Origin of the sequence: Moraxella sp. CTOTU47616 (genome assembly GCF_032017465.1) — a bacterium.
Lineage (GTDB): Bacteria > Pseudomonadota > Gammaproteobacteria > Pseudomonadales > Moraxellaceae > Faucicola > Faucicola tetraodonis.
The window spans coordinates 256,606-281,117 of sequence record NZ_DALZPU010000001.1; the positions used below are offsets into that span (position 1 = coordinate 256,606).

The following is a 24,512-nucleotide window of genomic DNA, read 5'->3' on the forward strand; positions in this document are numbered from 1 at the left end:
GTTTTCTCACAACGCTTGTAATGCCTTGGCAATTTTGGCTAGACGTTGGCCTTGGGCGATGGCTAACGTTTTTTCATCCGCGCTCATGATGTGGTCATGCTTTGCGCCACTGACATGGCTTGCACCATACGGGCTTCCACCTTGGCTCGTGGTATTGAGCGCAGGCTCACTGTATGAAATTCCCACAATCACCATGCCATGATGCAGTAGCGGCGTCATCATGCTAGTTAATGTCGTCTCCTGCCCACCGTGCATGGTGCCCGTACTGGTAAATACAGATGCTGGTTTGTTTTGCAAATCCCCCGCGAGCCAAATTGTGACGCTATTATCCCAAAAATACTTCATCGATGCTGCCATATTGCCAAAATGGGTGGGGCTGCCGAGTGCCAATCCCACACAGTTTTTTAAGTCATCCATGGTGGCGTACAGGTCACCCTCATCAGGAATACTTGGCGCAACTTTTTCAGTCTCGCTACTGACCTTGGGTACGGTGCGAATCCGAGCGGCTATGCCTGTGCCACTATCTTCAATACCTTGTGCGACCAGATACGCCAAATCTTTGGTAGAGCCATTTTGGCTGTAATACAAGACTAAAATATAAGGTTGACTCATGGTTTTTTCTCACATCAATTTTGATAATTGTTACGTCAAGCTAGTTTGGGTGAATAAATTTTGATGAATGAATTTTGATGGCAGGGTCAAGGCAATTTACTAGCCAGATTGCCAATTGCAAAACACCAAAACTGTTCACAGTAATTCAATAAACAATTTTTTTGAATATGATACCATACTGCCATACAATCACTGCCTTTTTCGCCGATTTGATGGTCAAACTTTGAAATTTTTTATCAATAAGAACTACTATGAATGAACTCATTGCCAAACTAAAAAAATTATCCATTTTTAAACATAAATGGGTGCAGTTTTTGATGTATCTTATCAAAAATTTTATTGATGATAATTGTAGTCAAAAAGCTGCATTATTGACTTATACCACGCTGCTGTCTATTGTGCCGATTTTAACCTTGTTGGTGGTGATTCTCTCCACCATTCCGCAGTTAGCAGAAGCGCGTGAGCAGATTCAAAACTTAATATTTAGCAATATTTTGCCCAGTACCGGATTACAGGTCACCAAGTATCTCAACCAATTTACCAGTAATTCCTCCAATTTAACCATCATCGGTGTGGGTATCTTATTTTTTACCACCATTTCCACTTTAATGACGATTGAAACCGCGTTTAACCAAATTTGGCGCGTTGAAAAAAAAGAGACCAGTTGGCTCAATCTTGTGCGTTATTGGGTGATTATCACCCTGTTGCCTATTGTGCTCGCCGTAGCAATGATTGTCTCGAGTACCGTTCAAAGTTTGAGTTTTTTAAACCAAAAGATTGGTGGTTATGGGATTGACTGGGCGATTTGGGTACAAATCGGCTCCATTGCAATTATGCTGATGGGTCTGGTGGCCATGTATTGGTTTGTACCACGCTGCCAAGTACGTTTTAAACATGCGCTGGTTGCAGGTGTCGTGGTTGGGATTATCTTTGAAATCCTAAAACTCACCTTTGGCGCAATTGTTGACAACTTTACCAGTTATAAAGCGGTGTATGGGGCGTTTGCGATTTTGCCGTTGTTCTTACTTTGGATTTATATTTCTTGGAATATTATCCTGCTTGGCGTACAAATCAGCTACTGTTTGACCATTTTTGAGACCAAAGAAATCTTCCCGCGTCACGCCTTGTTTAGCTTGATGGATATGCTAAATGTGTTATATCGTGAGCATAAAAAAGGTAATGTCGTCACGGAAGCCGGTCTGCGTGATGTGCTAGGTCGCCAAGAGATGCCAAATTGGTACACTTATATTAGCTTTTTACAAGATAACAATCTCATCACCACCAGTGACAAAGATGAATATGTGCTCAAACGCTCGCTCGATGATTATAGTTTTTGGGATTTTTATCAAAATATGCCCTATCCTTTACCGCATGAAAAGGATTTGCGAAAACTTAAAAATAACGCCCCTTGGACTGTGCAATGGATTAATACCTTAGCCCGTGGTGAAGCCATGCTCAAATATAATTTTGATATATCGATGGCAAGTATTTTTGATAGTATCGCACCGCGTCAGACCCCAAATGCCGAAGACATCGAGCCAGATACAGGAAAAAAAGATAAAGGGAAAGGTAACAAACTAGCCGGTCAACGTGAAGGCTCAGGGCTATCAGGCGGTCAAGTCAGTGACGTGGTCAATGAAGATAAACGCATCAAAGAAACTGACGCCGAGCAAGCGACTGGCTTTGATGGTACGCTTGACTTTAAAGGTCAGGGTAGCTTATCGAATCAACCGCGTGATTTTAATGCCTTAAATAACGATGAGTTATCGGATGAATTATCACATGAATCCTCAGTTGCTAAGCAAGGTCATGATAATCAGACACGCTTGTCAAATGATGAGAGAGATGATAAACGTCCACTAAAAACGCTTGAAGAAAGTAACAGTGAATACGACAGTCATGGCGAAAACAAAGCGATTCTCTCATCTACACAAAATGGCAATGCCACAGACGAGCATAAATTTGCGATTGATAATTATTTGAATGCCAATAATTTTGACAATATGCGTTGGGACATCAGTAACCTAGACGATACGAGTTTTAGCAATGAAATTACCACCACCCAAACAGTCGAGTCAAAAATCCTAGCGGATGAGGACAAAGCGAAAGGTGATAATACAGCGGTAATGGCTAAAATTCGTCAGATTGTCCCGGCTAGTGTACTTAACAGCCCATACAATCCTTTTAACTTTATCAAATCAAAAATTGCAGCCAATGCGAGCAAAAAATCCCCGCGTATCATTACCGAAAAAGATAAACCAGATAGCTAAACCAGACAGCTAGTTTTGCGAGTAAAAAAGGGCAGATTCTGCCCTTTTTTTATCAATAGCTTAAGCCTGTGTTATCTTTTTACCCAATAACCCTTTGGCGCGCATATTGCGATAGACCACCACCACAATGACGATATTGACTAGCAGTATTAAAATATTAAGCCAATTAAACCGATGGCTAAATAACTCATAAACTTCAAGCGGCAAAAACACGCCATAGCCCAAAACACTATACCAATACGCCCATATCTTATCTCGATAAAGACCGTAGGTTTCCACAAAACGCAGCAGCGCATAGCCCACGACTATCCAAAAGGCTTTTTGCCAATTTTGGTTGGCGACCCAAGCATAGTGATTTAGTGCCTCTATTTGGTGATGCAGTGCCATGCCCATGATACGATGCAGCGCCTGTGAAACCACCCGCGCAATCCATTGCAATTTATCATGCCCTACAAAAATAATAGCCGCCACCCCTAGCGCTACCAATCCTTTTACCAGCTCATAGATAGCGACCATAATGATGGCGTTCTTGGCATGATGGCTATTAGGCACTGTCGGGGCTATCTGCTTAAACGCCTTTGGCATGATTCATTACCGTATCCAATCTTGAAACAAACTTAAAACAAACTTAAAACAAGCCTAAAAATAGACTTGCTCGACTTTCCCTGTCAGTTCACTATTGATAAATGGCGTATTTTTACCTTGCGATATCATCGATTCTTTTGTCACCGTCCAAGTCAAACTAGGGTCAACCAGCACCGCCCCGCCCGTTTGATGATAGCTAGCTTCAATGCCAGCGATTTTAGCAGGATTGAGTGCGATTTTTTCTACTAGCTGCTCTGGGGTCAAAATACCTTCTTTGACCAATTGACAAGCTAGCCCCATAAAAGTATCAAAGTTGCTAATACCGGGTTTACACTCCGCAAATGGCGCTTGTTTAGCGGTTTTTGCCAATGGCTCATGGTGGCTACAAATCGCATCGATAGTGCCATCTTGCAAGCCTTCTTGCAGCGCTTTTTTGTCTGTATTGGAACGCAGGGGCGGCAACACATACGCCAAGGCATTAAAACCAATCAGGGCATCATCGGTTAAATGTAACTGGTGCATCGCCACATCGCAGGTCACGGGCAAGCCCCTTTGTTTCGCCCAGCGAATCAAATCAATCGATGATTTGGTGGTCAGCTGACCAAAATGTGCCGATACGCCTGTTTCTTCAACAATCAACAGCTGCTTGGATAACGCCACCGTTTCAGCAATCCAAGGAATCCCTGCCAAGCCATGATAAGATGCGATGTAGCCATCATGGGCGACGCCGTTTTTGGATAAACTGGGTTCATCAGGGTAAAAAAATACTTTGATGTCATAAGTCGCTGCATAATCCAGTGCTTGCAGTAGTACGTCATCATTGGCGAATTTGCGACGAGCATTGCTGACCCCGATGATGCCACCTTGCTTCAGCCCAAGCATATTGGCGGGTTTTTCACCTTCAAGACCTGCGGTCATCGCCCCTAGCACATGCAGATAGATGCCACCATCTTGATAAGCCCGCTCTCGCAAGCCTGCTAGTAACGAGCCATTCTCAAGTACTGGGTTGGTATCAGGTGGTATAACGACATGCAAAAAACCGTTTTTTCGAGCCGCGGCGCCTTCTGATTTTAATGTACCATGCGACTGGTGCCCAGGTTCACGCAAACGCGCACATAAATCCACCAGCGGCGGTAATAGCCATTTGCCATCGCTGTCGATAGGGTTAAGCTGCGTGGTATCAAATTGCCAGTTGGCAGGTAAAAGATTTTGAAGCGTCATGGTTTTGCCTACTTTGGTTTTGCCTACTTTGTCATTTTTTTTGCTAAATTTTAAGATGCGCTGCGTGCGGCACGTTGCCCTTGCATGGCCAGTGCCAACACCGCCATACGTACCGCAATGCCGTTATTGACTTGTTTTAAAATCACTGATTGCTCACCATCGGCAACAGTTGATGAGATTTCAACACCGCGATTCATCGGTCCTGGATGCATCACAAGCGCGTCAGGTTTGGCAAGGGCAAGGCGTTCGGTAGTGATGCCATACGCTTTAAAATACTCGGATGTCGATGGCAACAAAGGCGAGCCAATACGCTCATTTTGAATACGTAGACCAATGATGACATCACAGTCAACTACCGCCGCGTCCAAATCGTTATAGACATTGACACCATAACGCTCAATGCCTTTTGGTAATAATGTCTTGGGCGCCACAACGCGAATTTCTTTAACTCCCAAGGTTTTGAGTGCTGCAATGTCTGAACGGGCAACGCGGCTATGCTTGATATCGCCGATAATCGCTACCGTTAATTCCTCAAACGGTCTTGGCGCTTCACGATAAATCGTGAGCATATCGAGCATCGCTTGGGTCGGATGCGCGTGCCAGCCGTCACCACCGTTGATGATGGCAATGTTTGGGGTGACTTCGGTTGCCATAAAATGCGCAGCCCCACTCGATGAATGACGCACCACAAAGATATCCGCTGTCATCGCTTCAAGGTTCCACAGCGTATCCCGTAAGCTTTCGCCTTTTTGGGTGCTGGATTTGGCAATATCGATACTGATGACACTAGCGCCAAGACGTTTGGCAGCCACATCAAAGGTGGTGCGGGTACGGGTAGAGTTTTCAAAAAACAAATTCATCACCGTACAGCCTTCAAGCTCATCACTATTGCGAATGCTGTTGGGGCGACCGGCATTGTCGGTTAAGTAACCATTGGCTTTTTCGATGATGGCCATCAGCTGCGTTTTGGATAACCCTTCTACGCCGATAAAATGCCGCAAATCACCTGCTTCGTTCATTTCTGGCTTTGCCATCGCTTGATCAAGCTTGCTCTGTAGCGCTTCGTTGGATAAAGTTTGGGTGTTTAAAATATTCATCAGCCACCTAGATTTGTTGTTATTTGTATAAATTTTGCCTATTTTACCGTAAATCGGCTGGAATAAATACGCCAATATTTTGCGATTATCGCTGATAAGACGGCTCAAAAAGTGCTACAATTTGCGGCAAATTGTCTATATTTTTTTTAATTCATGAGGTCTAAATTCACCTTGCTTAATCGTATATGATTGGCTTAGGTTGTTAATTTATAATTTTATAATAAGGTCTACTTATGTCAAATCTTGAAACTTATCTTGCCGCGCAAAACGCCCAACCTGCCATTGCCGACATCATTACCACCATTACCAAAGTCGGTATTCAAATTAGCGATTTGCTCAAACGCGGCGCTCTCGCAGATATTTTGGGCGAAGCGGGTAACCAAAACGTGCAGGGCGAAGAGCAAAAAAAGCTCGATGTCATTGCCAATGATTTGTTACTAGACGCTTTGAGCAGCAATCCACACTGCGCGGGTGTGGCCTCTGAAGAATTAGATAACGCCACCCCTGCCAATCAAGATGGCGACGTGTTGGTACTGTTTGACCCGCTTGATGGCTCATCCAATATCGATATTAATATGGCAGTCGGTACAATTTTCTCGATTTTACCCTACCACCGCCAAGGTCACCCTGCGACGGATGAGGACTTTTTGCAAAAAGGGACTGAGCAGTTGGCATCGGGTTATATTTTGTATGGCACCTCAACTGTGATGTCAATCACGCTTGGTAAGGGTGTCGCCATGTTCAGTCTTGACCCAGACACCAAAGCGTTTGTGCAAATCAAAGACCAAGTGCAAATTAGCGCAGACACCAAAGAGTATGCGATTAATGCCTCCAACTATCGCTATTGGTTGCCACCGATGCAGCGTTACATTGATGAGTTTACGGCAGGTAAAACTGGCGTGCGCGGTAAAGACTTTAATATGCGCTGGGTGGCGGCGATGGTGGGCGATATTCACCGTATTTTGTGCCGTGGGGGGATTTTTAGCTATCCGTTTGACACCAAACACCCTGATAAACCGGGTAAACTGCGTCTGATGTATGAAGCCAATCCGATGAGCTTGCTGATTGAGCAAGCGGGTGGTATGAGTACCGATGCTATCAATCGTATTTTGGATATCGAGCCGACCAGTATCCACCAACGGGTGCCTGTGGTACTGGGGGCAAAAAACGAAGTGACCTACGTCAAAAAGCTGCATGAAGAAGTCAAATAATGCTTATCACTTCAAAAGACAACCCAACCATTAAAACTGCCCATGCCCTTCTCACTGCGTCGCGCCAGCGTAAAAAACTGGGGAAAACCGTGATTGAAGGCACGCATTTGCTTGAAGCGTACCTCAACGCCAATCTCACGCCCGAAACCGTGATTGTCAGTGAAAGCGGTTTGCACAATGACGAAATCAATGCCTTATTAAACCGACTTGAAAATGTTAAAACGTTAACGATTAGCGATAATCTTTATAAAGAGATTCGCACGCTGGGCGAGAGCCTGCCCATCATGGCGATGATTGATATGCCGCATTTAGACTTTAATCAGCCCATTACCAGCGATTGCTTAATCATCAATGGTGTCCAAGACAATGGCAATCTAGGCACGCTATTACGCACCGCCTCAGCCGTGGGAATTAAAACCATTGTCTGTACGATGGGCACCGCATCGGCGTGGTCGCCCAAAACCTTGCGAGCGGGCATGGGGGCAAATTTTAGTTTAACGATTTATGAAGGCATCAGCGTAGATGAGATTTTGATGAAGGTCAAAGTGCCGATGTTTGCCACGAGCTCACATACCGATCATATTATTTATCAGACTGATTTGAGACAACCGCTAGCCTTGATTATGGGGCATGAAGGACAAGGCGTCGATGAGAGGTTACTTAGTCAATCTGCCCCGATTGCCCTACCACAGCCCAATGGTCAAGAAAGCTTAAACGTGGCGATAGCAGGGTCACTGTGTCTGTATGAAATGTTACGGCAAAGACGCTACGCATGATTGCCATACATGATTGCCATCAATGAACGAGTGCGACATAAATAAATGACTAGACAGCCTGTGTTTAGTCTTTTTTGTCGTCACTATCGCTTGGTATCACCGCTTTAGCGACGGCTACCGTGCCTTTGACCACCCCTTTGGTGGTCTTATAGGCAACTTTGACAGGGACAGTGACAATTTTATGCACACACCCTTGTAAGATAACAGCGGTAGTCAGCAAAAAAAGCAGGGTGGTTAGTTTTTTCATTCGTTACCTTTAATTGACTTTAAGATTGACTTTAAGATTGACTTTAAGAACGATAATCAGCATTGATTTTGACATACTCGTATGATAAATCACAGGTATAGACGGTATCACTCGCCTGCCCACGACCCAATTCAATATGAATGGTAATTTCAGGACGCTTCATTACCTCACTACCACGCGCCTCGGTATAGTCATGTGCCAAGCCGCCGCGCTCGCAGATACGCACATCATCGAGTGATACCGCCACTTTTGACTGGTCAAGCAGTACGCCCGCTTTGCCTACCGCTGCCAAAATACGCCCCCAATTTGGGTCGCTAGCAAAAAATGCGGTTTTTACCAGCGGTGAATGCGCCACTTCATACGCGATTTTGGCACATTCTTCAGAGGTTTCACCGCCTGTCACTTTGACCGTGATAAATTTGGTTGCCCCTTCACCATCGCGTACAATCAATTGAGCGATTCGAATCATCACATTTTTAATTGCCTCATAAATCGCTTGATAATGCAGGTGATTTTCGCTGTCAATCACATCCCCAACTTGTCCTGTGGCAATCAACGTACAGCAGTCATTGGTCGAGGTATCGCCATCCACTGTGATGCGGTTAAATGACTGATTCACCGTGTCGGTCAAGATATTTTGTAGCAATGATTTTTCAATGTTGGCATCGGTTGCCACAAAGCCAAGCATAGTCGCCATATTGGGGCGAATCATGCCCGCTCCTTTTGAGATACCTGTCACGGTATAGGTGACGCCATCAATCGTGACTTGTTCGCTATGTCCTTTTGGTGTGGTATCGGTAGTCATGATGCTGTGGGCGGCGCCAAGCCAATTATCGTCGCTTAAATTGGCTAAGGCGCTGTCTAACCCCGCGATGATTTTATCCGCCGGCAAGGTTTCCCCAATCACCCCGGTGGAGTAAGGCAATACTTGCTCGGCTGCGACACCAGTTTTTTCTGCCAATGCCACACACGTTGTTTTGGCACGCTGTTTACCGTCTTCACCCGTGGCAGCGTTGGCGTTGCCTGTGTTGACAATCAAATAACGGGGACTGTCTTTAGCGATAAATTCTCGCAGCAACTGCACAGGCGCGGCACAAAATTGGTTTTGCGTGGTGACAACCGCGGTATTTGCGCCGGCTATGATGTCAAAAACCGTTAAGTCTTTGCGCCCTGCATAGCGCACGTGGGCTTCGGTGATGCCAATTTTTATCCCTTTCACTGGGTTTAATTTTACAAGTTCAACATTGCCAACTGGCATGAGAGCGCTCCTTACTGTTGTTTAATTGATTAATCCAAAAAATCTGCCCAAATCGGGGCATGGTCGCTGGGTTTTTCCATGGCACGCAAATCATAGCTGACGCCTGCACCGTTGAGCTTATCTGCCAAATCGGGCGTCATCAAGATATGGTCAATGCGCAGCCCACGCTTTGGCTCATCGTCAAATCCCTTGCTGCGATAATCAAACCAGCTCAAGGCTTGACCGTCGGCATATAACGCCCGATAAGTATCATGCAAATCTGTCGCTAGCAGGGCTTGGTACCACTCTCGCTCCTCTGGCAAAAACGAGCACGTGCCATTTTTTAGCCAACGTTTGACACTATCCTCGCTAATGCCAATATCAAAATCAAGCGGCGCAATATTCATATCCCCCATCAAAATCATACTGCGATTTTCTGCTTTAAGCTGCAAGATATAGTCGGTTAAATCGGCATAGAATTTGCGCTTCATCGGAAATTTGGTTTCATGCTTGCGATTTTCACCTTGCGGGAAATAGCCATTAAGCACATCAATATATTTGCCATTAAAATCATAGCGCGCATGGATAAATCGTCGCTGCGCGTCGTCGCTATCGGTTGGAAAGCCTTTTTGTACAAAAATAGGTTTTTGTCGTGATAATAACGCCACGCCATAATGAGATTTTTGCCCAAAAAACTCGACATGATAGCCCAATTGCTGCACGCTCTGTAGCGGAAATGCATCATCATGTACTTTGGTTTCTTGTAGCCCAATGACATCGGGTGCGATGATATCGCGAATGGCTTCAAGCTGGTGTGGGCGCGCCCGCAATCCATTGATATTAAAACTGACAAAACGCGGCATGTGTTTTCCCCAAATTGATAAATGTGGCTTGGTATTGATAAATGTGGCTTGGTATTGATAAATGTGGCTTGGTTAAGCGTTAAATGCCGACTATATTAGCGGATATTGCCCGCAAGCTCAATTTGAAAGCAAATTGGCTCTGCAACACTGAGGTTATGCAGGACGAACGCGCAAATAGCAGGTGAAGTTTAAAAAAATTTTGGTATAATCAAAAAACCTTGCACTTTAATCACTGCCAACTTTGCAAAATATTTTTTCAATTTTTTCTGGCGACGTGCTGACCCTAGACTTAAAAAGACAATATAATGGCTCGAGTTTCTTCTATTACCCGTGTTTTAAAAATCATCGAAGCCGTGTCTGCGGCACAGCGTCCTTTATCCCCGCTGGATTTGTCTGAGATTTTGGATATTCCAAAACCGACCATGCACCGACTGATACAGCAGCTGCAAGAAGAAGGCTTTGTGCGGGTCGATATCAATGGTACGATTGTGCCTGCATCGCGTACGCGACATATGGCGATTCATCTTTGGCAAAGCCAGCAAGTGGCGATTCAGCGGTTTGCGATTTTGCAAAGACTGGTCGATAAAATCGGTGAAACCTGTGGCATGGCGGTACCCTATTACGTCAACATGGTATATACCGACCGCGTACCTTGTCCTTCTGCCTTACAAGTGTATATGCCCACTGATTCGCAAGCACCCATTTGGTGTACGGCGGCTGGTAAAATCTATCTCAGCACGCTCACAAAGGATGATAGGGTGACGCTACTAAAAAATTTATCGTTAACCGCTATCACCCCTGCCACGATTACCGATAGGGATGTACTCAATCAAAGCCTTGAGCAGGTAGCCAAGCTGGGCTATGCAATTTCTGATGAAGAGTATATTGCCCAAGCGGTTTCAATTGCTGTGGCAATCAATGACACCCAAGGTCGTTACATCGGCTCACTCTATACAACCGCACCTAAAACGCGCAAATCCGTCGAGGACTTGATTGGGTTTGTACCTGATATGCAAAAGGCTGCCGATGATATTCGTGATGCGTTTTTTGGGCAAATTTAAAGGTTATCTTTGGCACTTTTGATAAGGTAACGTTAAAACGCCCAAAGCACTTTTACTCATAAATTGTATATAGCATGGTGGGGCTTAGTTATTTGATGGCTCATCCATGTGGCAACAAACCCAAATGTTGTAAGCCTTGATAGATGCCATCTTCCCACGCAGTCGGGCATACATAGTCAGCCGCCGCTTTCACATCGGCATGAGCATTCCCCATCGCCACGCCAAAGCCGACTGTCTGTAACATTTCGATATCATTCACCCCATCGCCGAATGCCATGGCATCTTCAAAATCCAGACCCAGTTTATTGAGCGCCTGCGCAATGCCGCGCGCCTTCGAGCCTGTCGCATCTAGAATATCGATACCGTTTTTATGCCAGCGCATGATTTTTAAAGTCGAGGGAAATTCAAAATTTACCTGCGTGTTGTCAGGATGAAATGCCACAACTTGATAAATAGGTATCGATAGATCAATGTCATCATGACGGGCAGTACGGTAAGCTATTTTAAGCGAATTCAAAGCTTCTGACAGCGCATCATCTTCCGCTAACGCGATAATTTCCGTATCGGTCATGTAGGCATAGGATAAATTGTTTGATTCAAGATAATCGGTAATCAGTTTAATTTGCGTAGTGGTCATCGGATAATGCGCTAACAATTCACCTTGGTGGTGACTGCATTGACCGTTGATGGTGACCAGCACATCGATACCCACGGTTTCAATGAGCTCATACACAGCTTTGGGAAATACCGCACGACCCCGACCGGTGGCGATAGCGACCATAATGCCTTGCTGCTTTAATTTTTTAAGTGCCTCAATCGCGGATTGCGGCACCCTTTCTTGCTGCTTGATGTACAACGTGTCATCAATATCAAAAAAGACAATTTTCGGTTTTTTGGGGCGTGCTGTTGGCTTAGACATAATAAAACTGATGCGATAAATTGGGATTGACGCTAATTCTACCCTATTTTTGGGTTAACTTTTGAATTAACGACTAGAAAAAAGCCAGAAAAAAATCCTAGCTTTTTACTAAACGCCAAAACTTATTGCAGAACGTTCGCATCATAATGCGCCATGATGCTTGAGAAATCCTTATCTCCATGTTGCTCGCTATGTTTGCTATACAGAGCCGTCGCTTGGTCAGCCATTGGTGTCACCACCTGGGTATCATTGGCTGTTTGTTTGGCAAGGTTCATGTCTTTGAGCATGAGTTTGCTCATAAATCCACCTGTATAACCACGGCTTGATGGCATGGCATCACCAACATCGGGATGCGGATTACACACTTCCAGCGCCCAGTTACGACCGGTGCTGGCTGACAAAATACTGGCTAAGACTTTTGGGTCTAATCCGTTTTTGGCGCCCAAATTCATGGCTTCGGCTGTCCCTGTCATAATCACGCCAAGCAGCATGTTATTACAGATTTTGGCGACTTGACCTGCACCGACCTCGCCCGCGTGAAAGATATTTTTTCCCATCGCCTCTAAAACGGGTTTGACCTGCTCAAATTGCTCAGCTTGCCCGCCCACAATAAAGCTGAGTGTCCCTGCTGCTGCCCCTGCCGTACCGCCTGATACGGGCGCATCCATAAACTGAATACCTTTTTCTGCCGCGACTTGCGCAACTTCACGCGCATCACTCGCTGCGATGGTGCTACTATCGACCAGCAAGGTATCTTTACTCACCACATCGAGTAAGCCTTTATTACCATCTTTACCCAGATATACCTCTTTGACATGTTGACCTGCAGGTAACATGGTGATGACCATATCTACCTCTTTGCTTGCGTCCACAGGTGAAGTCGCCACGTTTGCCCCTTGTTTGGCAAGGTCGTTTAGCACGGCGGTGTTTAGGTCAAATACGTTGAGGGCAAAGCCATTTTTGATAAGATTTTCTGCCATCGGTTTGCCCATATTACCAAGCCCGATAAAAGCAATTTTTTTAATGGCTGTTTGTTGATTATTTGGCATATACATTCCTTGTATGTTGTGGTGTTTGTAAACTTTATACAGCAAGTTTGGCTAATTTTGCTGAGAGCGAATCGCTACCCAACCAAGCCTCAAATGGATGTTCGCTATTGGGAAAAGCTGGCGCAAGATGTGACTGGATATAGCGGGCATCGCATTCATCAAGGGTTTTACGCCATTTTGGCGATTTGTCTTTATCAATCAGTAACGCGCGTACACCCTCACGAAAATCGGGGTAATTAACACAATGTAGCGACGCATTCATCTCTATATATAGCACTTGCTCAAGCGATAATTTGCTGGCATGTTTAAACATCTCAACCGTTAATGCCGCACTAACAGGGCACCCGTGCTGATAAGTCTCGACCGCTTTGGTGAGCCATTTATCCGCTTCGCCGTTGACTTTGGTAAAGTTGTCATCGCGCAACGCTGCATCTATATCATGCACTGAGCCTTTGTTTACTAGCGTTTGGATGGTATTAAAATGCATCATCAAATGACTGTCTGCTAAATGCTCGGTATGATGAATTTTGGCTAAGGCTTGGCTTGCGATATCATGTAAATTGTTGTCAGCTTGCCAATTGGCTTGTTTTAGCGCGTCAAGCACTTTGTCATATTCTGTACTTGCCACGGCATACTCGGCAAGGCTAGAGAAAATCGCATCGTTGGCGTTACAGTTCGCCCCTGTCAAGCCCAAAAACAGCCCAATTTTGGCAGGCATACGCGCCAAAAACCACGAACCTGTGGCATCGGGGTATAAGCCGATGGTAATCTCTGGCATGGCAAAACGGGTGGTTTCGGTGACGATACGATGGCTACACATCGCCATCAAGCCCATACCACCGCCCATGACAATACCGTTACCCCACAAGATAATCGGTTTTGGGTAAAAGTGCATTTGCCGGTATAGGCTGTATTCGTTTTCGAAGAATTCAACCCCGTACGGATTAGGCTGCTGCATAGGCACTTGGGGCGGAGTGTCGATCATGCTGTCGTACAGTTTGCGGATATTGCCCCCTGCACAGAACGCCTTGTCGCCACTTCCCTTTAGCAAAATGGCGACGATGTTGTCATCGGTTGCCCATTTTGCAAGCTGATTTGCCATCAGTTTGCACATATCAACGCTTAGGGCGTTTAGGGCTTTCGGGTCGTTCAATGTCATCGTGCCGATGTGATGACCGCAGTGGGTGGCTATCGTTTCAAATATTACAGGTTGTTGATTTTCCTCGCTCATTTTTATTTTCCTATTATAGTCCGATATGTACTAAGCATTTATTTGGGTTATTTTCAACAATTTGACAAAACTCAACTAATTGATAAAGTTGCGTTAAAACAGTGGATTTATCAAAAGTTTGAGTTTGGTTAAAACGGTTTAAATCAAATGTTTGGTTTGCATTTTCAAAAAGTACAATCCAAGCCAAAATTAACTTTTTAAAACTAGTGATTTGATTTGGATAAAGCGTATTCACACCTTCAAAATCTAATCCTTGATAAACCACGTCTTTATCATCAACACTAAAGTTAACCCATGCTAAACTATCGGCTAAATATCTAAGTAATTTATCATCAATATAAGTGTAATGATTTTTTATTAATAATTTATTTTCCCATTCTTCATTTAATGGGTGCTCATATGCAAAAACTAAATTGGTAATATCGGTTATGAAGAATAGTTGAATTTCACTCATAAATAGTTTTTGTTTATTTCCACTCTGGCGAGCGTTTTTCAAGGAACGCATTGACGCCTTCTTGTTGGTTATCGCCATCAAATAACTTGATAAATAACTCACGTTCCTTTATCCAGTTAAAACTTGGTGGCTGATAACGTGCCGACATAATCAAGGTTTTACTCGACGCAATCGCATCGGGGGATTGCTTCGCCACTTTTTGAGCCAATTCTAAAGCCGTTTCTAACCCTTTGCCACTTTCCACGACTTCTTCCACCAAACCAATTTGCAGCGCCTTATCTGCCTTGATACGCTCACCGCATAAAATCATACGTTTTGCCCAGCCTTCACCCACCAGCCACGGCAAATTTTGCGTACCGCCTGCACACGGCAATAAGCCAACCGATAGCTCAGGGAGTGCCATTTGGGCATGGCTCTCAGCAATGCGGATATCACACGCCAACGCACACTCAAGCCCACCACCCATCGCATAGCCGTTGATACAGGCTATCGACACGCCACGAAAATTGGACAAGGCTTCAAACGCTTCACCAAACGCCATTGCCATCTCCGCTGCTTGACCTTTGTCACCACTGGCAAAGCTGTTCAAGTCCGCCCCTGCGGAAAAAAACTTTTCGCCATCGCCATGTACTACCAAAGCGGTGACTTGCTTGTTGGCATTTAAGTCGCTAATAAGCTGCTTTAAACTGGCTAAGCTGTCCTTTGTCCAAGTGTGGGCAGGCGGATTATTGAGCGTCAAAACCGCAATGTGATTGTCGATTGTTAATTTTAAATTGGTGTAATTTGACATGGTAAATTCCTTTTAAAATGCCTTTAAATTCATTGCAATCTTGCCAACGCCCCATCTTCCATCATTTTGCGAGACACAATCATCCGCATCACTTCATTGGTGCCTTCTAGGATTTGATGCACGCGCAAATCGCGCACATGACGCTCTAGCGGATATTCTTGTAGATAGCCATAGCCACCGTGTAGCTGCAACGCTTGGTTGGCGATATCAAAACTCAAATCCGTGGCAAGGCGTTTTGCCATCGCACAATACGCCGTGGCATCGGGCGATTTGCTATCCAAATGATACGCCGCCAATCGCACCATCTGCCGAGCCGACACCAGATGGGTGAGCATATCGGCAAGTTTAAACTGCACATTTTGGAATTGGTCGAGGGTTTTACCAAACTGGCTACGCTCCTGTACATACTGCACGGCACGGTCAAGGGCAGCTTGAGCCGTACCCACCGCGCAAGTGGCGATATTGATACGCCCACCATCCAAGCCTTTCATGGCAAAGGTAAAGCCCTGTCCTTCTTCACCCAGTAGATTTTCGGCAGGGACTTTGACATCGGTAAAATGTACCGCGGCGGTCGGTTGGTTTTTCCAGCCCATTTTATGTTCATTTTTGCCGTAGCTGATGCCATCGCTGTTGGCATCGACGATAAAGGCAGACACGCCTTTTGCCCCATTGTCCGAGGTGCGCGCCATCACCACAAGCACATCGGTCGCCCCTGCCCCAGAGATAAACATTTTTTGCCCAGTAATGTGGTAATAGTCGCCTTGTTTGACGGCTTTGGTTTTTAATGAACCCGCATCTGAGCCAGCATTGGGCTCTGTCAAACAGTAGCTACCCAATTTTTCGCCCGCTAATAATTCAGGCAAGTATTTTTCGGCAACCTCGGGCTTGGCAAACTCGCCAATCATCCAAGCGACCATGTTGTGAATGGTCATGAATGCGGCGGTTGAGGTATCGCCATACGCCAGTTTTTCAAAGATAATTGCCGCATCAAGGCGCGGCAAGCCCAGTCCGCCAAAATCAGGGTTGGTGTAAAGCCCCATAAAGCCCAGTTCACCGGCGGCTTTGAACACCTCTTTGGGAAAATAGCCTGTGGCATCCCATTCGGCAGCGTTGGGTGCTAGCGATTTGGCGGCAAATTGGGCAGCCAAATCGGCAAAGGCTTGTTGGTCTTCGGTAAGAGAAAAATTCATGGTAAATTCCTTTTTATGGCTAAATTACATCCATGCCATCAGTCGTTGCCAAGCGTCGCTTTAACTTAATGCAAAATCGCGACGCTTGGCTATATTGGCTATAACGTTTTTAACCTGATAGCCCAATTCAATGAGTCTTAATCACGAAATATTAATTGTTAACGTGTAGTTACTTTAATGAAATGGTAGTGTTCACCCCTTTACTGGCTTCATCATCAAACCAACGGGCGGTGACGGTTTTGGTTTGGGTATAAAACTGTACAGCTTGTTTGCCATACGGTCCTAAGTCACCCAGTTTACTGGCGCGAGAACCGGTGAATGAAAACATCGGTAGTGGCACAGGAATGGGTAAATTAATACCGACTTGACCCACATCAATATCTTGTTGGAATTTATGCGCTGCCGCACCTGATTGGGTAAAGATAGCCGTGCCATTACCATTTGGATTGGCATTGATGATGGCAATGGCCTCATCTAGGCTATCGGCGTACATGATGTCAAGCACTGGTCCAAAGATTTCTTCTTTGTAGCAAGTCATGTCAGTGGTGACGTTATCTAAAATAGTCGGTCCGACAAAGTTACCGTTTTCAAAGCCTTCCACCTTGATACCACGACCATCGAGCAGGACTTGTGCGCCTTCATCTGCGCCCGCTTGGATTAAGCGCTCAACACGCGCTTTGGCCGCTTTTGAAATAACAGGTCCTAAGTCTTTGTCATCTTTACCGGCTGCCACCACCAATTTTTTGGCACGCTCCACGATGTCACCCACCCAGTTTTTGGCTTCCCCGACCAAAATAACTACCGACAATGCCATACAGCGCTGACCTGCGGCACCAAATGCTGCACCGGCTAGTTGGTTTAGGCATTGTTCTTTATTGGCATCGGGTAGGATTACTGCGTGGTTTTTAGCCCCCATCATACATTGCACGCGTTTACCTGCTTGACTGGCTCGGTTATAGACGTGTGTGCCGACGGCAGTAGAACCCACAAATGAGATGGCTTTGATATCTGGGTGGTCACAAATGGCATCAACGGTGTCTTTGCCGCCATGCACCACATTGAGTACGCCTTTTGGGATTCCCGCTTCGAGCGCCAGCTCTACCAAGCGCATGGTGACCATCGGGTTTTGTTCTGATGGTTTTAATACGAAGGTGTTACCGGTGGCGATTGCCATTGGGAACATCCAAAGTGGAATCATGGCGGGGAAGTTAAACGGGGTGATACCCGCACACACGCCAAGTGGTTGCTGAATATTATACATATCCACGCCAGTTGCCACGTTTTCGATAAATGCGCCTTGTTGCAGGTTGCCAATGCCTGAGGCATGTTCGACGACTTCAAGACCACGGAACACATCGCCTTTGGCATCGGCTAGGGTTTTGCCTTGTTCTTCGGTGAGCATGGCGGCAAGCTCGTCCATGTTGTCACGAATCAGTTGTTGGTATTTTAAGAAGATGCGCGAGCGGGTGTTGATTGGGGTTTTGCGCCAAGTTTTGAACGCTTCTGCAGCCGCCGCGACAGCTTGGTTAATTTCATTGGGGGTAGTTTGGGGTACTTTGGCAATCACTTGTTGGGTAGCTGGGTTGCTCAGGTCAATCCACTCACTAGTGGTTGATTCGACAAATTCGCCGTTGATGAGTTGTTTTACAGTTTGGGTAGTCATCGTAACAATCCTTGTTTTTACCGTGTTGGGTGTATAGCGTTAGATAGCGTTAAACGCGTTGCAAAACAGTGTGAATGAGTTGGGGGGGTACTGTCAATAATACTTAATTACTTAAGTATTTTTTCTGGAGTAGTTTTGCTAGAGTGGTTTTGCTGGGCGGTTGCCATAGGGTTAATGACAATAATTTTTGAGACTAGCTCACCTTTGCTGCGAGCACCCAGTTTTTTCATTAAGTTGGCTTTATGCACTTCAATGGTTCTGGGGGATAAACCGAGTAACTTACCAATCTCTTTACAGGTATAGCCATTGACCACATACTGGGCGATTTGGGCTTCACGTGCGGTGAGCTGCGATTCGGACAATACTTGCGGTTTTTTTTCAAAATGCCAAATCGCCAGTTTAAATGGGTCATCTGGGGTTAAGGTGCGTCCGTGGGTGGTTGCCCAAAATATTTCCCCTGTTTTGTGACGCATAAAGCGCTCATCGCAGTAATGCCTATTGGTCTGTAATCCCAAACCTGTTAATGCTTCTTTGCCAATTTTTTCAAAATCTTCGACACTGGGAAACAATTTTTGCATCGATTGATTGAGTAGCTCATCGTGCGCATAACCGAACAAATTGGCAAAGGCATCGTTGAGTGCTTTGATACGCCGATAGCTTAATACCACTATCGGCGTGGGGGCGTGCCTAAAAGCCAGTAAGGCGTAATTCTCCATGACCATCATCACCCCTGATTTTTAAGCACTAACCATTTATTAACTGACAACTTATTGATTGCCATTAATAATCCGCCATCGCTTGTCTGACCGCCTCAATCGCGGTTGGGTCATCCAGCGTACTCATGTCGCCTGTTTCTTTGCCTTCCGCCAGTGCCTTGATAGAGCGGCGTAAGATTTTGCCTGAACGGGTTTTGGGTAAAGCTTTGGGAAAATAAATAGCCGCAGGTTTAGCAAGGGCGCCCAACTGTCTTGCGACTTCACCCACGATTTGCTGCTCAATGCGGAAACGGTTTTCGGTTTCTGCTACTAAGTCATGATTTTTTAGGATGCAAAAGGCAATGGGTAACTCACCTTTAAGCTCGTCATGGATGCCAACAACCGCTGATTCGGCGACTTCGGGGTGATGACCGATGGCTTCCTCGATTTCTTTGGTACCCAAACGGTGACCTGCCACATTGATGACATCATCGGTTCGCCCTAGAATATAGTAGTAGCCGTATTCATCCATCACGGCATAGTCTGATGTTGCGTATTGTTTGCCATCGAGTAGTGAAAAATAGCCATTGATAAAACGCTCGTCATTTCGCCAAACGGTGGCCAAACAACCGGGTGGTAAAGGTGCGGCTAACACCAGCATGCCTTTTTCATTGGCTTGGCAAGGTTCGCCTGTGGTTTCATTGATGACTTTGGCGTCATATCCAAACATCGGATAGCCGGGTGTGCCTTGTTTGTGTGGCTTGTGGTCGGGATTGTCTGCAAATTTTGGGGCATGGCTTAGGATGGGCCAGCCCGATTCAGTTTGCCAATAGTGGTCAATGATTGGCACGCCCATGTGACCTGTTAGCCACTGTGCCGTTGGCTCATCGAGTGGCTCACCTGCCAAGAAGAATGATTTTAGACTTGAGATATCGTGACGGCTCATCCACATTTCGTCTTGTTTACGTAGCATCCGCACGCCTGTCGGTGCGGTTAACAAAATATTGACTTTATTGGCTTCGACAATTCGCCACCAAATCCCCGGGTTTGGCGTGGTCGGCAAGCCTTCATATATGATACTGGTCATGCCGGTCAGTAAGGGGGCATAGATGCTAAACGAATGACCCACTGCCCAACCGATATCCGAAATCGCCCAAAACGTCTCGCCAGCCTTACCGTTATAGACAAAATCCATCGCGGTGGCTAGGGCTACCGCATGACCGCCTGTATCGCGCTGTACGCCTTTGGGTGTGCCTGTCGTGCCCGAGGTATATAATAGATACGATGGCGCATTGGACTCTAGCCAAACACAATCGACTTTGGCATTGTTGTCGGCACTTATTGCCCGCTCAGTGGCATAGTCGATGTCTTGTGGCTCTGCTGTATATGGCATGATACCCCTGTCAATCACCAGCACACGGGGTTTGACTTTGGCTTCTTCGACTGCTTTATTGACCAAGTTTTTATAATTAATGAGCTTACCACCGCGCAGCCCTGCATCGACCGTAATCACCATTTTGGCTTCGGCATCATCCATCCGTATGGCAAGGTTATGCGAGGCGAATCCGCCAAATACTACCGAATGAATCGCCCCGATACGCACACAAGCGAGCATGGCATACGCTGCTTCCAAAATCATCGGCATATAGATGACAACACGGTCGCCTTTGTCGATGCCATGACGTTTTAGCACATCGGCAAAATAGTTTACTTCTTTGTATAAATCGTTGTACGTTAAGCGGCGTTTGGCATAGTCGGTATACAGTTCAACAGGGTTGCCCAGTGCCTTAAAAGCTTTCTGAATATTGGGGTAATTATCAATCATTTCAGCATTGATTTCGGTAGACACCCATACAAAGGCATCTTGCTCTGCCCGGTTTTCAAGGTGGCGATCGACCATGTTGTAACACAAATTGGTTTCCCCACCGACAAACCATTTGGCAAAGGGCAGCTTACTATCATCTAAAATTTGGGTGGGTTGCTGATGCCAGTAGATTCGTTTGGCTTGCTCGCCCCAAAAGGCTTGTTTGTCGTTGATGGATTGATTGTATAAGTCAGAGAAACTCATTGGCTGTCCTTAGCTAGAATCTTAACGGATGGTGAAAGTCGCTTGCAGGTTTGGTTTTCAGAGGTTGGCAAAATATCTTATTGCTTAGCAAAGCCTATCATTGCATTCATTCTTTGAATTCACTCCTTGAATTCATTTTATAAACTCAAATGATACGTTTTGTATCGTTTTGAATATAGCAAATAGACTTGCTAACGTCAAGCCTTGCCAAAATAATTTTAGCGCTGTTTATATTTCGGATTTTTAACGATTAGTATTTCTTATAGTGATAATAGTTTGTGCTAACATAATTGTCCTGTTACACTTTTTAGACTAAAGCAAATAAGGGAAAAGTCATGAGCCAGACCAACGCCAACCCAGCTGAAAATGAAAAAAGCCTTGCACCGCCTCACGTTTTAAGCTTAACCCCTTTAAACTCGCATCCGTCAAATACGGCACTTGTTGAGCTTATCGACAATGATAAAGACTCTCCTTTGCTAGCGGACACCCAGTTACTTAGCCGTGTGCTGATAACGGTCGTTGAGCAGCAAACCTCAGAACCGGTCAAACAAACCATTAATAAACTGTTAAATGGCGAAGACCCCCAGCAGACTATTCAAGCCATTTTGCCAACGCTCAACCATCAACAGCGCAAGAATCTCATTCGGGCTTGCGGCTTATTTGCGCAAGTGTTTAACATCGCCGAAGACATGCACCATGAGCGCCGCCGCCTTGCCCACGAACAAGACGAATCTGCCTCAAAAAGTAGTTTTGCCCATGTGGTTGATGAATTAAAAGCCCAAGGGATTGACAGCGATGAGTTGCAAGCACAGCTTGATGATACCTTTATCAGTGCGGTATTGACCGCGCATCCGACCGAAGTACAGCGTCAAACGATTTTATCACTGCGCCGTCAAATCCGTGCCTTACTTGAGCAATACCACACCGCGATTGGCTACCAACGTCAGCGTATCGAGCAGCAACTAGAAGCTACGTTATTGTCGCAGTGGCAAACCAATGAAACCCGCCATTTTAAAATTACTGTCAAAGATGAAATCGACAATGGCATTGCCTATTTCGATTTAAGTTTTTTTGAAGCCCTGCCAAGTTTGTATCGCAAATTAGATTATCAGTTAAAAGAGCGTTTCCCCGACACTGACATGCCAAACTTACTTAATATTGGTGGTTGGATCGGTGGCGACCGTGATGGCAATCCGTTTGTGTCAGCCGATACCCTTCGCTATGCGTTCAAACGCCAAGCGGCAACGGTGTTTTACTTTTATCGTGACCAACTGGGCAAGCTGTACCAAGAGTTGCCGCTATCTATCCGCCATGTGAAAGTGAGTGATGCGGTACTGGCACTCTCCGAGCAATCCAAAGAAGATAATATCTCTAGAGAAGAAGAGCCTTATCGCCGCGCCATCGGGTTTATTTCATCACGTTTAGTCGCTACCTCGCATACGTTTGATTTGTCTTACGGTTGTCGCTTTGGACTTAGTGAGCCCTACGCTGATTGTGACGAGTTTTTAGATGATTTGTACGTCGTTTATCAGTCATTGGTAGATAATGGCAGTGAGTTACTGGCTAATGAACGACTCACCGATATCATCCGCGCGGTAGAAGTATTTGGTTTTTATTTGATGCCATTGGACTTGCGCCAGTTTTCAGGGATTCATGCCGAAACCGTCCATGATTTGTTCAAACATGCCGATTTAGAAGACTATCTTTCTTTGTCTGAGTCCGCGCGTCAACGTGTGCTGCTGCGTGAATTGGCAACTGCGCGCCCTTTATACAACCCCTATATCACTTATGAGCCACAAACCCAGCGCGAGCTAGAGATTTTTCAGGCCGCAGCCGATATCAAAAATCGCTTTGGTGACAAAGCGATTACCCAAAGCATTATCTCCAATGCCGAACAAGTGAGTGATTTGTTGGCATTGGCGTTACTATTGAAAGAATCAGGGCTATTATTGGTCAAAGATGGCGTACCCGTGAGCCGTATCAATATCGTACCTTTGTTTGAAACCATTGAGGCGCTGCAAAACAGTACCCGTATCATGAGTGAATTACTGGATAAACCTTGGTACAAATCGGTGCTAGCCAGTCGTGACAATCTGCAAGAGATTATGCTCGGTTATTCAGACAGTAACAAAGATGGCGGTTATGTCACCAGTCAATGGTCGCTATACCAAGCTGAAATTCAGCTGGTGGAAATGGCAGAAAAATATGCCATTCAACTGCGTCTATTCCACGGTCGTGGTGGTAGCGTGGGTCGTGGTGGTGGTCCGTCATTTGAAGCGATTTTGGCACAACCAGAAGGCTCAGTGGATGGTCAAATCCGCATTACCGAGCAAGGGGAAGTTATTACCGCAAAATATGCCGATGCTGGCAACGCAGAACGCAACCTTGAGACGCTGATTGCGGCAACGCTCAAAGCGAGCCTATTGCCAAGCCATAGCGAAAGCCCTGATAGCGACCTAATGAATCAATTATCGCATGAAGCCTTTAATTGCTACCGCGCGCTTATCACTCAGCCGTATTTTATTGATTATTTCTTGCAGACAAGTTTGGTCAAAGAAATTGCCAGTTTAAATATTGGCTCACGTCCTGCTAGTCGCAAGTCTTTGGCGCGTATTCAAGATTTGCGTGCGATTCCTTGGGTATTTTCTTGGATGCAAAATCGCTTGATGCTACCAGCGTGGTATGGCTTTGGCACCGCAGTCGAAAAACTGATTGCAGATAACCCAGAAAACTTAGCAAAACTGCAACACAACGCCCAACACAGCGCCTTTATGCAAGCCATGTTATCAAATATGGCACAGGTGATGGCAAAAACCGATATCGAAATCGCCCAAGCCTATGTTGAGCTCGCCAACGATGCCACTGAAGCCAGCGCTATTTTTGCACTTATTACTGCAGAATATCACCGCAGCCTTAAAGCCTTGCTGACACTGACCAATAAAGAAACGCTACTAGATGATAACCGTACATTGGCACGCTCACTTGCGCTACGCTTGCCATATTTGAATGCCTTGAACTGGTTGCAAGTCGCTTTATTAAAACAACTTCGCGAAGCGACTACTGATGAATCGTCTACCGCTGAAACCACTAGCACTGAAACCACCAATGAAGCGACGAGCGATAATGAAGCGTCTTATACCGCAGCGCTTAACTTGGTTCATTTAACTATCAATGGTATTGCCCAAGGCTTAAGAAATACCGGTTAGTAAGTATTCAAAACAGCCTTAAATTACCTATTTAAAAAAATCGCTGGTTGTGTACTGGCGATTTTTT

The 24,512-nt window shown here is 45.6% G+C and carries 21 protein-coding genes; 5 read left to right on the forward strand and 16 right to left on the reverse strand.

Annotated features, from left to right (window positions below; all coding sequences use genetic code 11):
• Positions 1 to 6 precede the first annotated feature (6 nt).
• A complete protein-coding gene (gene wrbA / locus RTS10_RS01075) occupies positions 7 to 612 on the reverse strand; it encodes an NAD(P)H:quinone oxidoreductase (protein WP_076775979.1) in 606 nt (201 codons plus the stop codon).
• A 251-nt stretch (positions 613 to 863) separates the two neighbouring features.
• On the opposite strand from wrbA, the gene RTS10_RS01080 reads away from it, so the two are divergent.
• On the forward strand, positions 864 to 2,882 hold the full coding sequence (locus RTS10_RS01080; protein WP_312538794.1) for a YihY/virulence factor BrkB family protein: 2,019 nt from the start codon (positions 864 to 866) through the stop codon (positions 2,880 to 2,882).
• A 60-nt stretch (positions 2,883 to 2,942) separates the two neighbouring features.
• Here the strand turns inward: RTS10_RS01080 and RTS10_RS01085 are convergent, their stop codons facing one another.
• The 3 genes from RTS10_RS01085 to RTS10_RS01095 are packed head-to-tail and all read right to left on the reverse strand — an operon-like array spanning position 2,943 to position 5,722.
• Positions 2,943 to 3,467 (reverse strand): DUF2127 domain-containing protein, encoded by a 525-nt coding sequence (locus tag RTS10_RS01085; protein WP_312538795.1) that lies wholly within the window; start codon positions 3,465 to 3,467, stop codon positions 2,943 to 2,945.
• Between the two features lie 54 nt (positions 3,468 to 3,521).
• Positions 3,522 to 4,688 carry a dihydroorotase gene (locus RTS10_RS01090; protein WP_179286532.1) on the reverse strand — a complete coding sequence of 389 codons (1,167 nt, stop codon included), beginning with the start codon at positions 4,686 to 4,688 and terminating at the stop codon, positions 3,522 to 3,524.
• A 50-nt stretch (positions 4,689 to 4,738) separates the two neighbouring features.
• Positions 4,739 to 5,722, reverse strand: a complete 984-nt coding sequence (locus tag RTS10_RS01095) for an aspartate carbamoyltransferase catalytic subunit (RefSeq protein ID WP_409455571.1) — start codon at positions 5,720 to 5,722, stop codon at positions 4,739 to 4,741.
• Between the two features lie 296 nt (positions 5,723 to 6,018).
• Here RTS10_RS01095 and RTS10_RS01100 point away from each other — a divergent pair, with 296 nt between their 5' ends.
• Complete coding sequence (locus RTS10_RS01100; protein WP_312538797.1) at positions 6,019 to 6,996, forward strand: class 1 fructose-bisphosphatase; 978 nt, start codon at positions 6,019 to 6,021, stop codon at positions 6,994 to 6,996.
• Positions 6,996 to 7,772 carry a TrmH family RNA methyltransferase gene (locus RTS10_RS01105; protein ID WP_312538798.1) on the forward strand — a complete coding sequence of 259 codons (777 nt, stop codon included), beginning with the start codon at positions 6,996 to 6,998 and terminating at the stop codon, positions 7,770 to 7,772. Before RTS10_RS01100 ends, RTS10_RS01105 begins: the two co-directional genes overlap by 1 nt.
• Before the next feature lie 64 nt (positions 7,773 to 7,836).
• Here RTS10_RS01105 and RTS10_RS01110 read toward each other — a convergent pair whose 3' ends face one another.
• The 3 genes from RTS10_RS01110 to xthA are packed head-to-tail and all read right to left on the reverse strand — an operon-like array spanning position 7,837 to position 10,119.
• Positions 7,837 to 8,019, reverse strand: a complete 183-nt coding sequence (locus tag RTS10_RS01110) for an NF038104 family lipoprotein (RefSeq protein WP_312538799.1) — start codon at positions 8,017 to 8,019, stop codon at positions 7,837 to 7,839.
• 43 nt (positions 8,020 to 8,062) lie between these two features.
• Positions 8,063 to 9,277 (reverse strand): bifunctional glutamate N-acetyltransferase/amino-acid acetyltransferase ArgJ, encoded by a 1,215-nt coding sequence (gene argJ, locus RTS10_RS01115; protein WP_312538800.1) that lies wholly within the window; start codon positions 9,275 to 9,277, stop codon positions 8,063 to 8,065.
• A 29-nt stretch (positions 9,278 to 9,306) separates the two neighbouring features.
• Positions 9,307 to 10,119 carry an exodeoxyribonuclease III gene (gene xthA / locus RTS10_RS01120; protein WP_007116821.1) on the reverse strand — a complete coding sequence of 271 codons (813 nt, stop codon included), beginning with the start codon at positions 10,117 to 10,119 and terminating at the stop codon, positions 9,307 to 9,309.
• A gap of 305 nt (positions 10,120 to 10,424) precedes the next feature.
• On the opposite strand from xthA, the gene RTS10_RS01125 reads away from it, so the two are divergent.
• Positions 10,425 to 11,180: an IclR family transcriptional regulator gene (locus RTS10_RS01125; protein WP_312538801.1), complete on the forward strand. Its 756-nt coding sequence runs from the start codon at positions 10,425 to 10,427 to the stop codon at positions 11,178 to 11,180.
• Positions 11,181 to 11,280: 100 nt separating this feature from the next.
• Here RTS10_RS01125 and RTS10_RS01130 read toward each other — a convergent pair whose 3' ends face one another.
• The 9 genes from RTS10_RS01130 to RTS10_RS01170 form a co-directional block, all read right to left on the reverse strand.
• Complete coding sequence (locus RTS10_RS01130; protein ID WP_312538802.1) at positions 11,281 to 12,099, reverse strand: Cof-type HAD-IIB family hydrolase; 819 nt, start codon at positions 12,097 to 12,099, stop codon at positions 11,281 to 11,283.
• Positions 12,100 to 12,221: 122 nt separating this feature from the next.
• Positions 12,222 to 13,148 (reverse strand): 3-hydroxyisobutyrate dehydrogenase, encoded by a 927-nt coding sequence (gene mmsB / locus RTS10_RS01135; RefSeq protein WP_312538803.1) that lies wholly within the window; start codon positions 13,146 to 13,148, stop codon positions 12,222 to 12,224.
• Positions 13,149 to 13,182: 34 nt separating this feature from the next.
• Positions 13,183 to 14,379 (reverse strand): enoyl-CoA hydratase/isomerase family protein, encoded by a 1,197-nt coding sequence (locus tag RTS10_RS01140; RefSeq protein ID WP_312538804.1) that lies wholly within the window; start codon positions 14,377 to 14,379, stop codon positions 13,183 to 13,185.
• A gap of 13 nt (positions 14,380 to 14,392) precedes the next feature.
• Positions 14,393 to 14,884, reverse strand: coding sequence for a hypothetical protein (locus RTS10_RS01145; protein WP_157797661.1), 492 nt, complete (start codon positions 14,882 to 14,884; stop codon positions 14,393 to 14,395).
• Positions 14,847 to 15,623, reverse strand: coding sequence for an enoyl-CoA hydratase (locus RTS10_RS01150; RefSeq protein ID WP_312538806.1), 777 nt, complete (start codon positions 15,621 to 15,623; stop codon positions 14,847 to 14,849). Before RTS10_RS01150 ends, RTS10_RS01145 begins: the two co-directional genes overlap by 38 nt.
• Positions 15,624 to 15,652: 29 nt before the next feature.
• Entirely contained in the window at positions 15,653 to 16,813 is a 1,161-nt protein-coding gene (locus tag RTS10_RS01155; protein ID WP_007116828.1) for an acyl-CoA dehydrogenase family protein, read from the reverse strand.
• A gap of 169 nt (positions 16,814 to 16,982) precedes the next feature.
• A complete protein-coding gene (locus RTS10_RS01160) occupies positions 16,983 to 18,476 on the reverse strand; it encodes a CoA-acylating methylmalonate-semialdehyde dehydrogenase (RefSeq protein ID WP_312538808.1) in 1,494 nt (497 codons plus the stop codon).
• 107 nt (positions 18,477 to 18,583) lie between these two features.
• Positions 18,584 to 19,192, reverse strand: a complete 609-nt coding sequence (locus RTS10_RS01165) for a LuxR C-terminal-related transcriptional regulator (protein ID WP_312538809.1) — start codon at positions 19,190 to 19,192, stop codon at positions 18,584 to 18,586.
• A 64-nt stretch (positions 19,193 to 19,256) separates the two neighbouring features.
• Positions 19,257 to 21,239 (reverse strand): propionate--CoA ligase, encoded by a 1,983-nt coding sequence (locus tag RTS10_RS01170; RefSeq protein ID WP_312538810.1) that lies wholly within the window; start codon positions 21,237 to 21,239, stop codon positions 19,257 to 19,259.
• A gap of 335 nt (positions 21,240 to 21,574) precedes the next feature.
• On the opposite strand from RTS10_RS01170, the gene ppc reads away from it, so the two are divergent.
• Positions 21,575 to 24,445 carry a phosphoenolpyruvate carboxylase gene (ppc, locus tag RTS10_RS01175; RefSeq protein ID WP_282840954.1) on the forward strand — a complete coding sequence of 957 codons (2,871 nt, stop codon included), beginning with the start codon at positions 21,575 to 21,577 and terminating at the stop codon, positions 24,443 to 24,445.
• Positions 24,446 to 24,512 lie beyond the last annotated feature (67 nt).

Excerpts from the sequence above, each read along its gene's own strand:
- xthA (WP_007116821.1), bottom strand. The coding sequence starts at position 10,119 with ATGCCGCGTTTTGTCAGTTTTAATATCAATGGATTGCGGGCGCGCCCA.
- mmsB (WP_312538803.1), bottom strand. The coding sequence starts at position 13,148 with ATGCCAAATAATCAACAAACAGCCATTAAAAAAATTGCTTTTATCGGG.
- RTS10_RS01100 (WP_312538797.1), top strand. The coding sequence starts at position 6,019 with ATGTCAAATCTTGAAACTTATCTTGCCGCGCAAAACGCCCAACCTGCC.
- RTS10_RS01140 (WP_312538804.1), bottom strand. The coding sequence starts at position 14,379 with ATGAGCGAGGAAAATCAACAACCTGTAATATTTGAAACGATAGCCACC.
- RTS10_RS01130 (WP_312538802.1), bottom strand. The coding sequence starts at position 12,099 with ATGTCTAAGCCAACAGCACGCCCCAAAAAACCGAAAATTGTCTTTTTT.
- RTS10_RS01110 (WP_312538799.1), bottom strand. The coding sequence starts at position 8,019 with ATGAAAAAACTAACCACCCTGCTTTTTTTGCTGACTACCGCTGTTATC.
- argJ (WP_312538800.1), bottom strand. The coding sequence starts at position 9,277 with ATGCCAGTTGGCAATGTTGAACTTGTAAAATTAAACCCAGTGAAAGGG.
- RTS10_RS01170 (WP_312538810.1), bottom strand. The coding sequence starts at position 21,239 with ATGAGTTTCTCTGACTTATACAATCAATCCATCAACGACAAACAAGCC.
- RTS10_RS01105 (WP_312538798.1), top strand. The coding sequence starts at position 6,996 with ATGCTTATCACTTCAAAAGACAACCCAACCATTAAAACTGCCCATGCC.
- RTS10_RS01165 (WP_312538809.1), bottom strand. The coding sequence starts at position 19,192 with ATGGAGAATTACGCCTTACTGGCTTTTAGGCACGCCCCCACGCCGATA.
- RTS10_RS01090 (WP_179286532.1), bottom strand. The coding sequence starts at position 4,688 with ATGACGCTTCAAAATCTTTTACCTGCCAACTGGCAATTTGATACCACG.
- RTS10_RS01085 (WP_312538795.1), bottom strand. The coding sequence starts at position 3,467 with ATGCCAAAGGCGTTTAAGCAGATAGCCCCGACAGTGCCTAATAGCCAT.
- RTS10_RS01155 (WP_007116828.1), bottom strand. The coding sequence starts at position 16,813 with ATGAATTTTTCTCTTACCGAAGACCAACAAGCCTTTGCCGATTTGGCT.
- RTS10_RS01160 (WP_312538808.1), bottom strand. The coding sequence starts at position 18,476 with ATGACTACCCAAACTGTAAAACAACTCATCAACGGCGAATTTGTCGAA.
- ppc (WP_282840954.1), top strand. The coding sequence starts at position 21,575 with ATGAGCCAGACCAACGCCAACCCAGCTGAAAATGAAAAAAGCCTTGCA.
- RTS10_RS01125 (WP_312538801.1), top strand. The coding sequence starts at position 10,425 with ATGGCTCGAGTTTCTTCTATTACCCGTGTTTTAAAAATCATCGAAGCC.
- RTS10_RS01080 (WP_312538794.1), top strand. The coding sequence starts at position 864 with ATGAATGAACTCATTGCCAAACTAAAAAAATTATCCATTTTTAAACAT.
- RTS10_RS01150 (WP_312538806.1), bottom strand. The coding sequence starts at position 15,623 with ATGTCAAATTACACCAATTTAAAATTAACAATCGACAATCACATTGCG.
- wrbA (WP_076775979.1), bottom strand. The coding sequence starts at position 612 with ATGAGTCAACCTTATATTTTAGTCTTGTATTACAGCCAAAATGGCTCT.
- RTS10_RS01145 (WP_157797661.1), bottom strand. The coding sequence starts at position 14,884 with ATGCGTTCCTTGAAAAACGCTCGCCAGAGTGGAAATAAACAAAAACTA.
- RTS10_RS01095 (WP_409455571.1), bottom strand. The coding sequence starts at position 5,722 with ATGGCAAAGCCAGAAATGAACGAAGCAGGTGATTTGCGGCATTTTATC.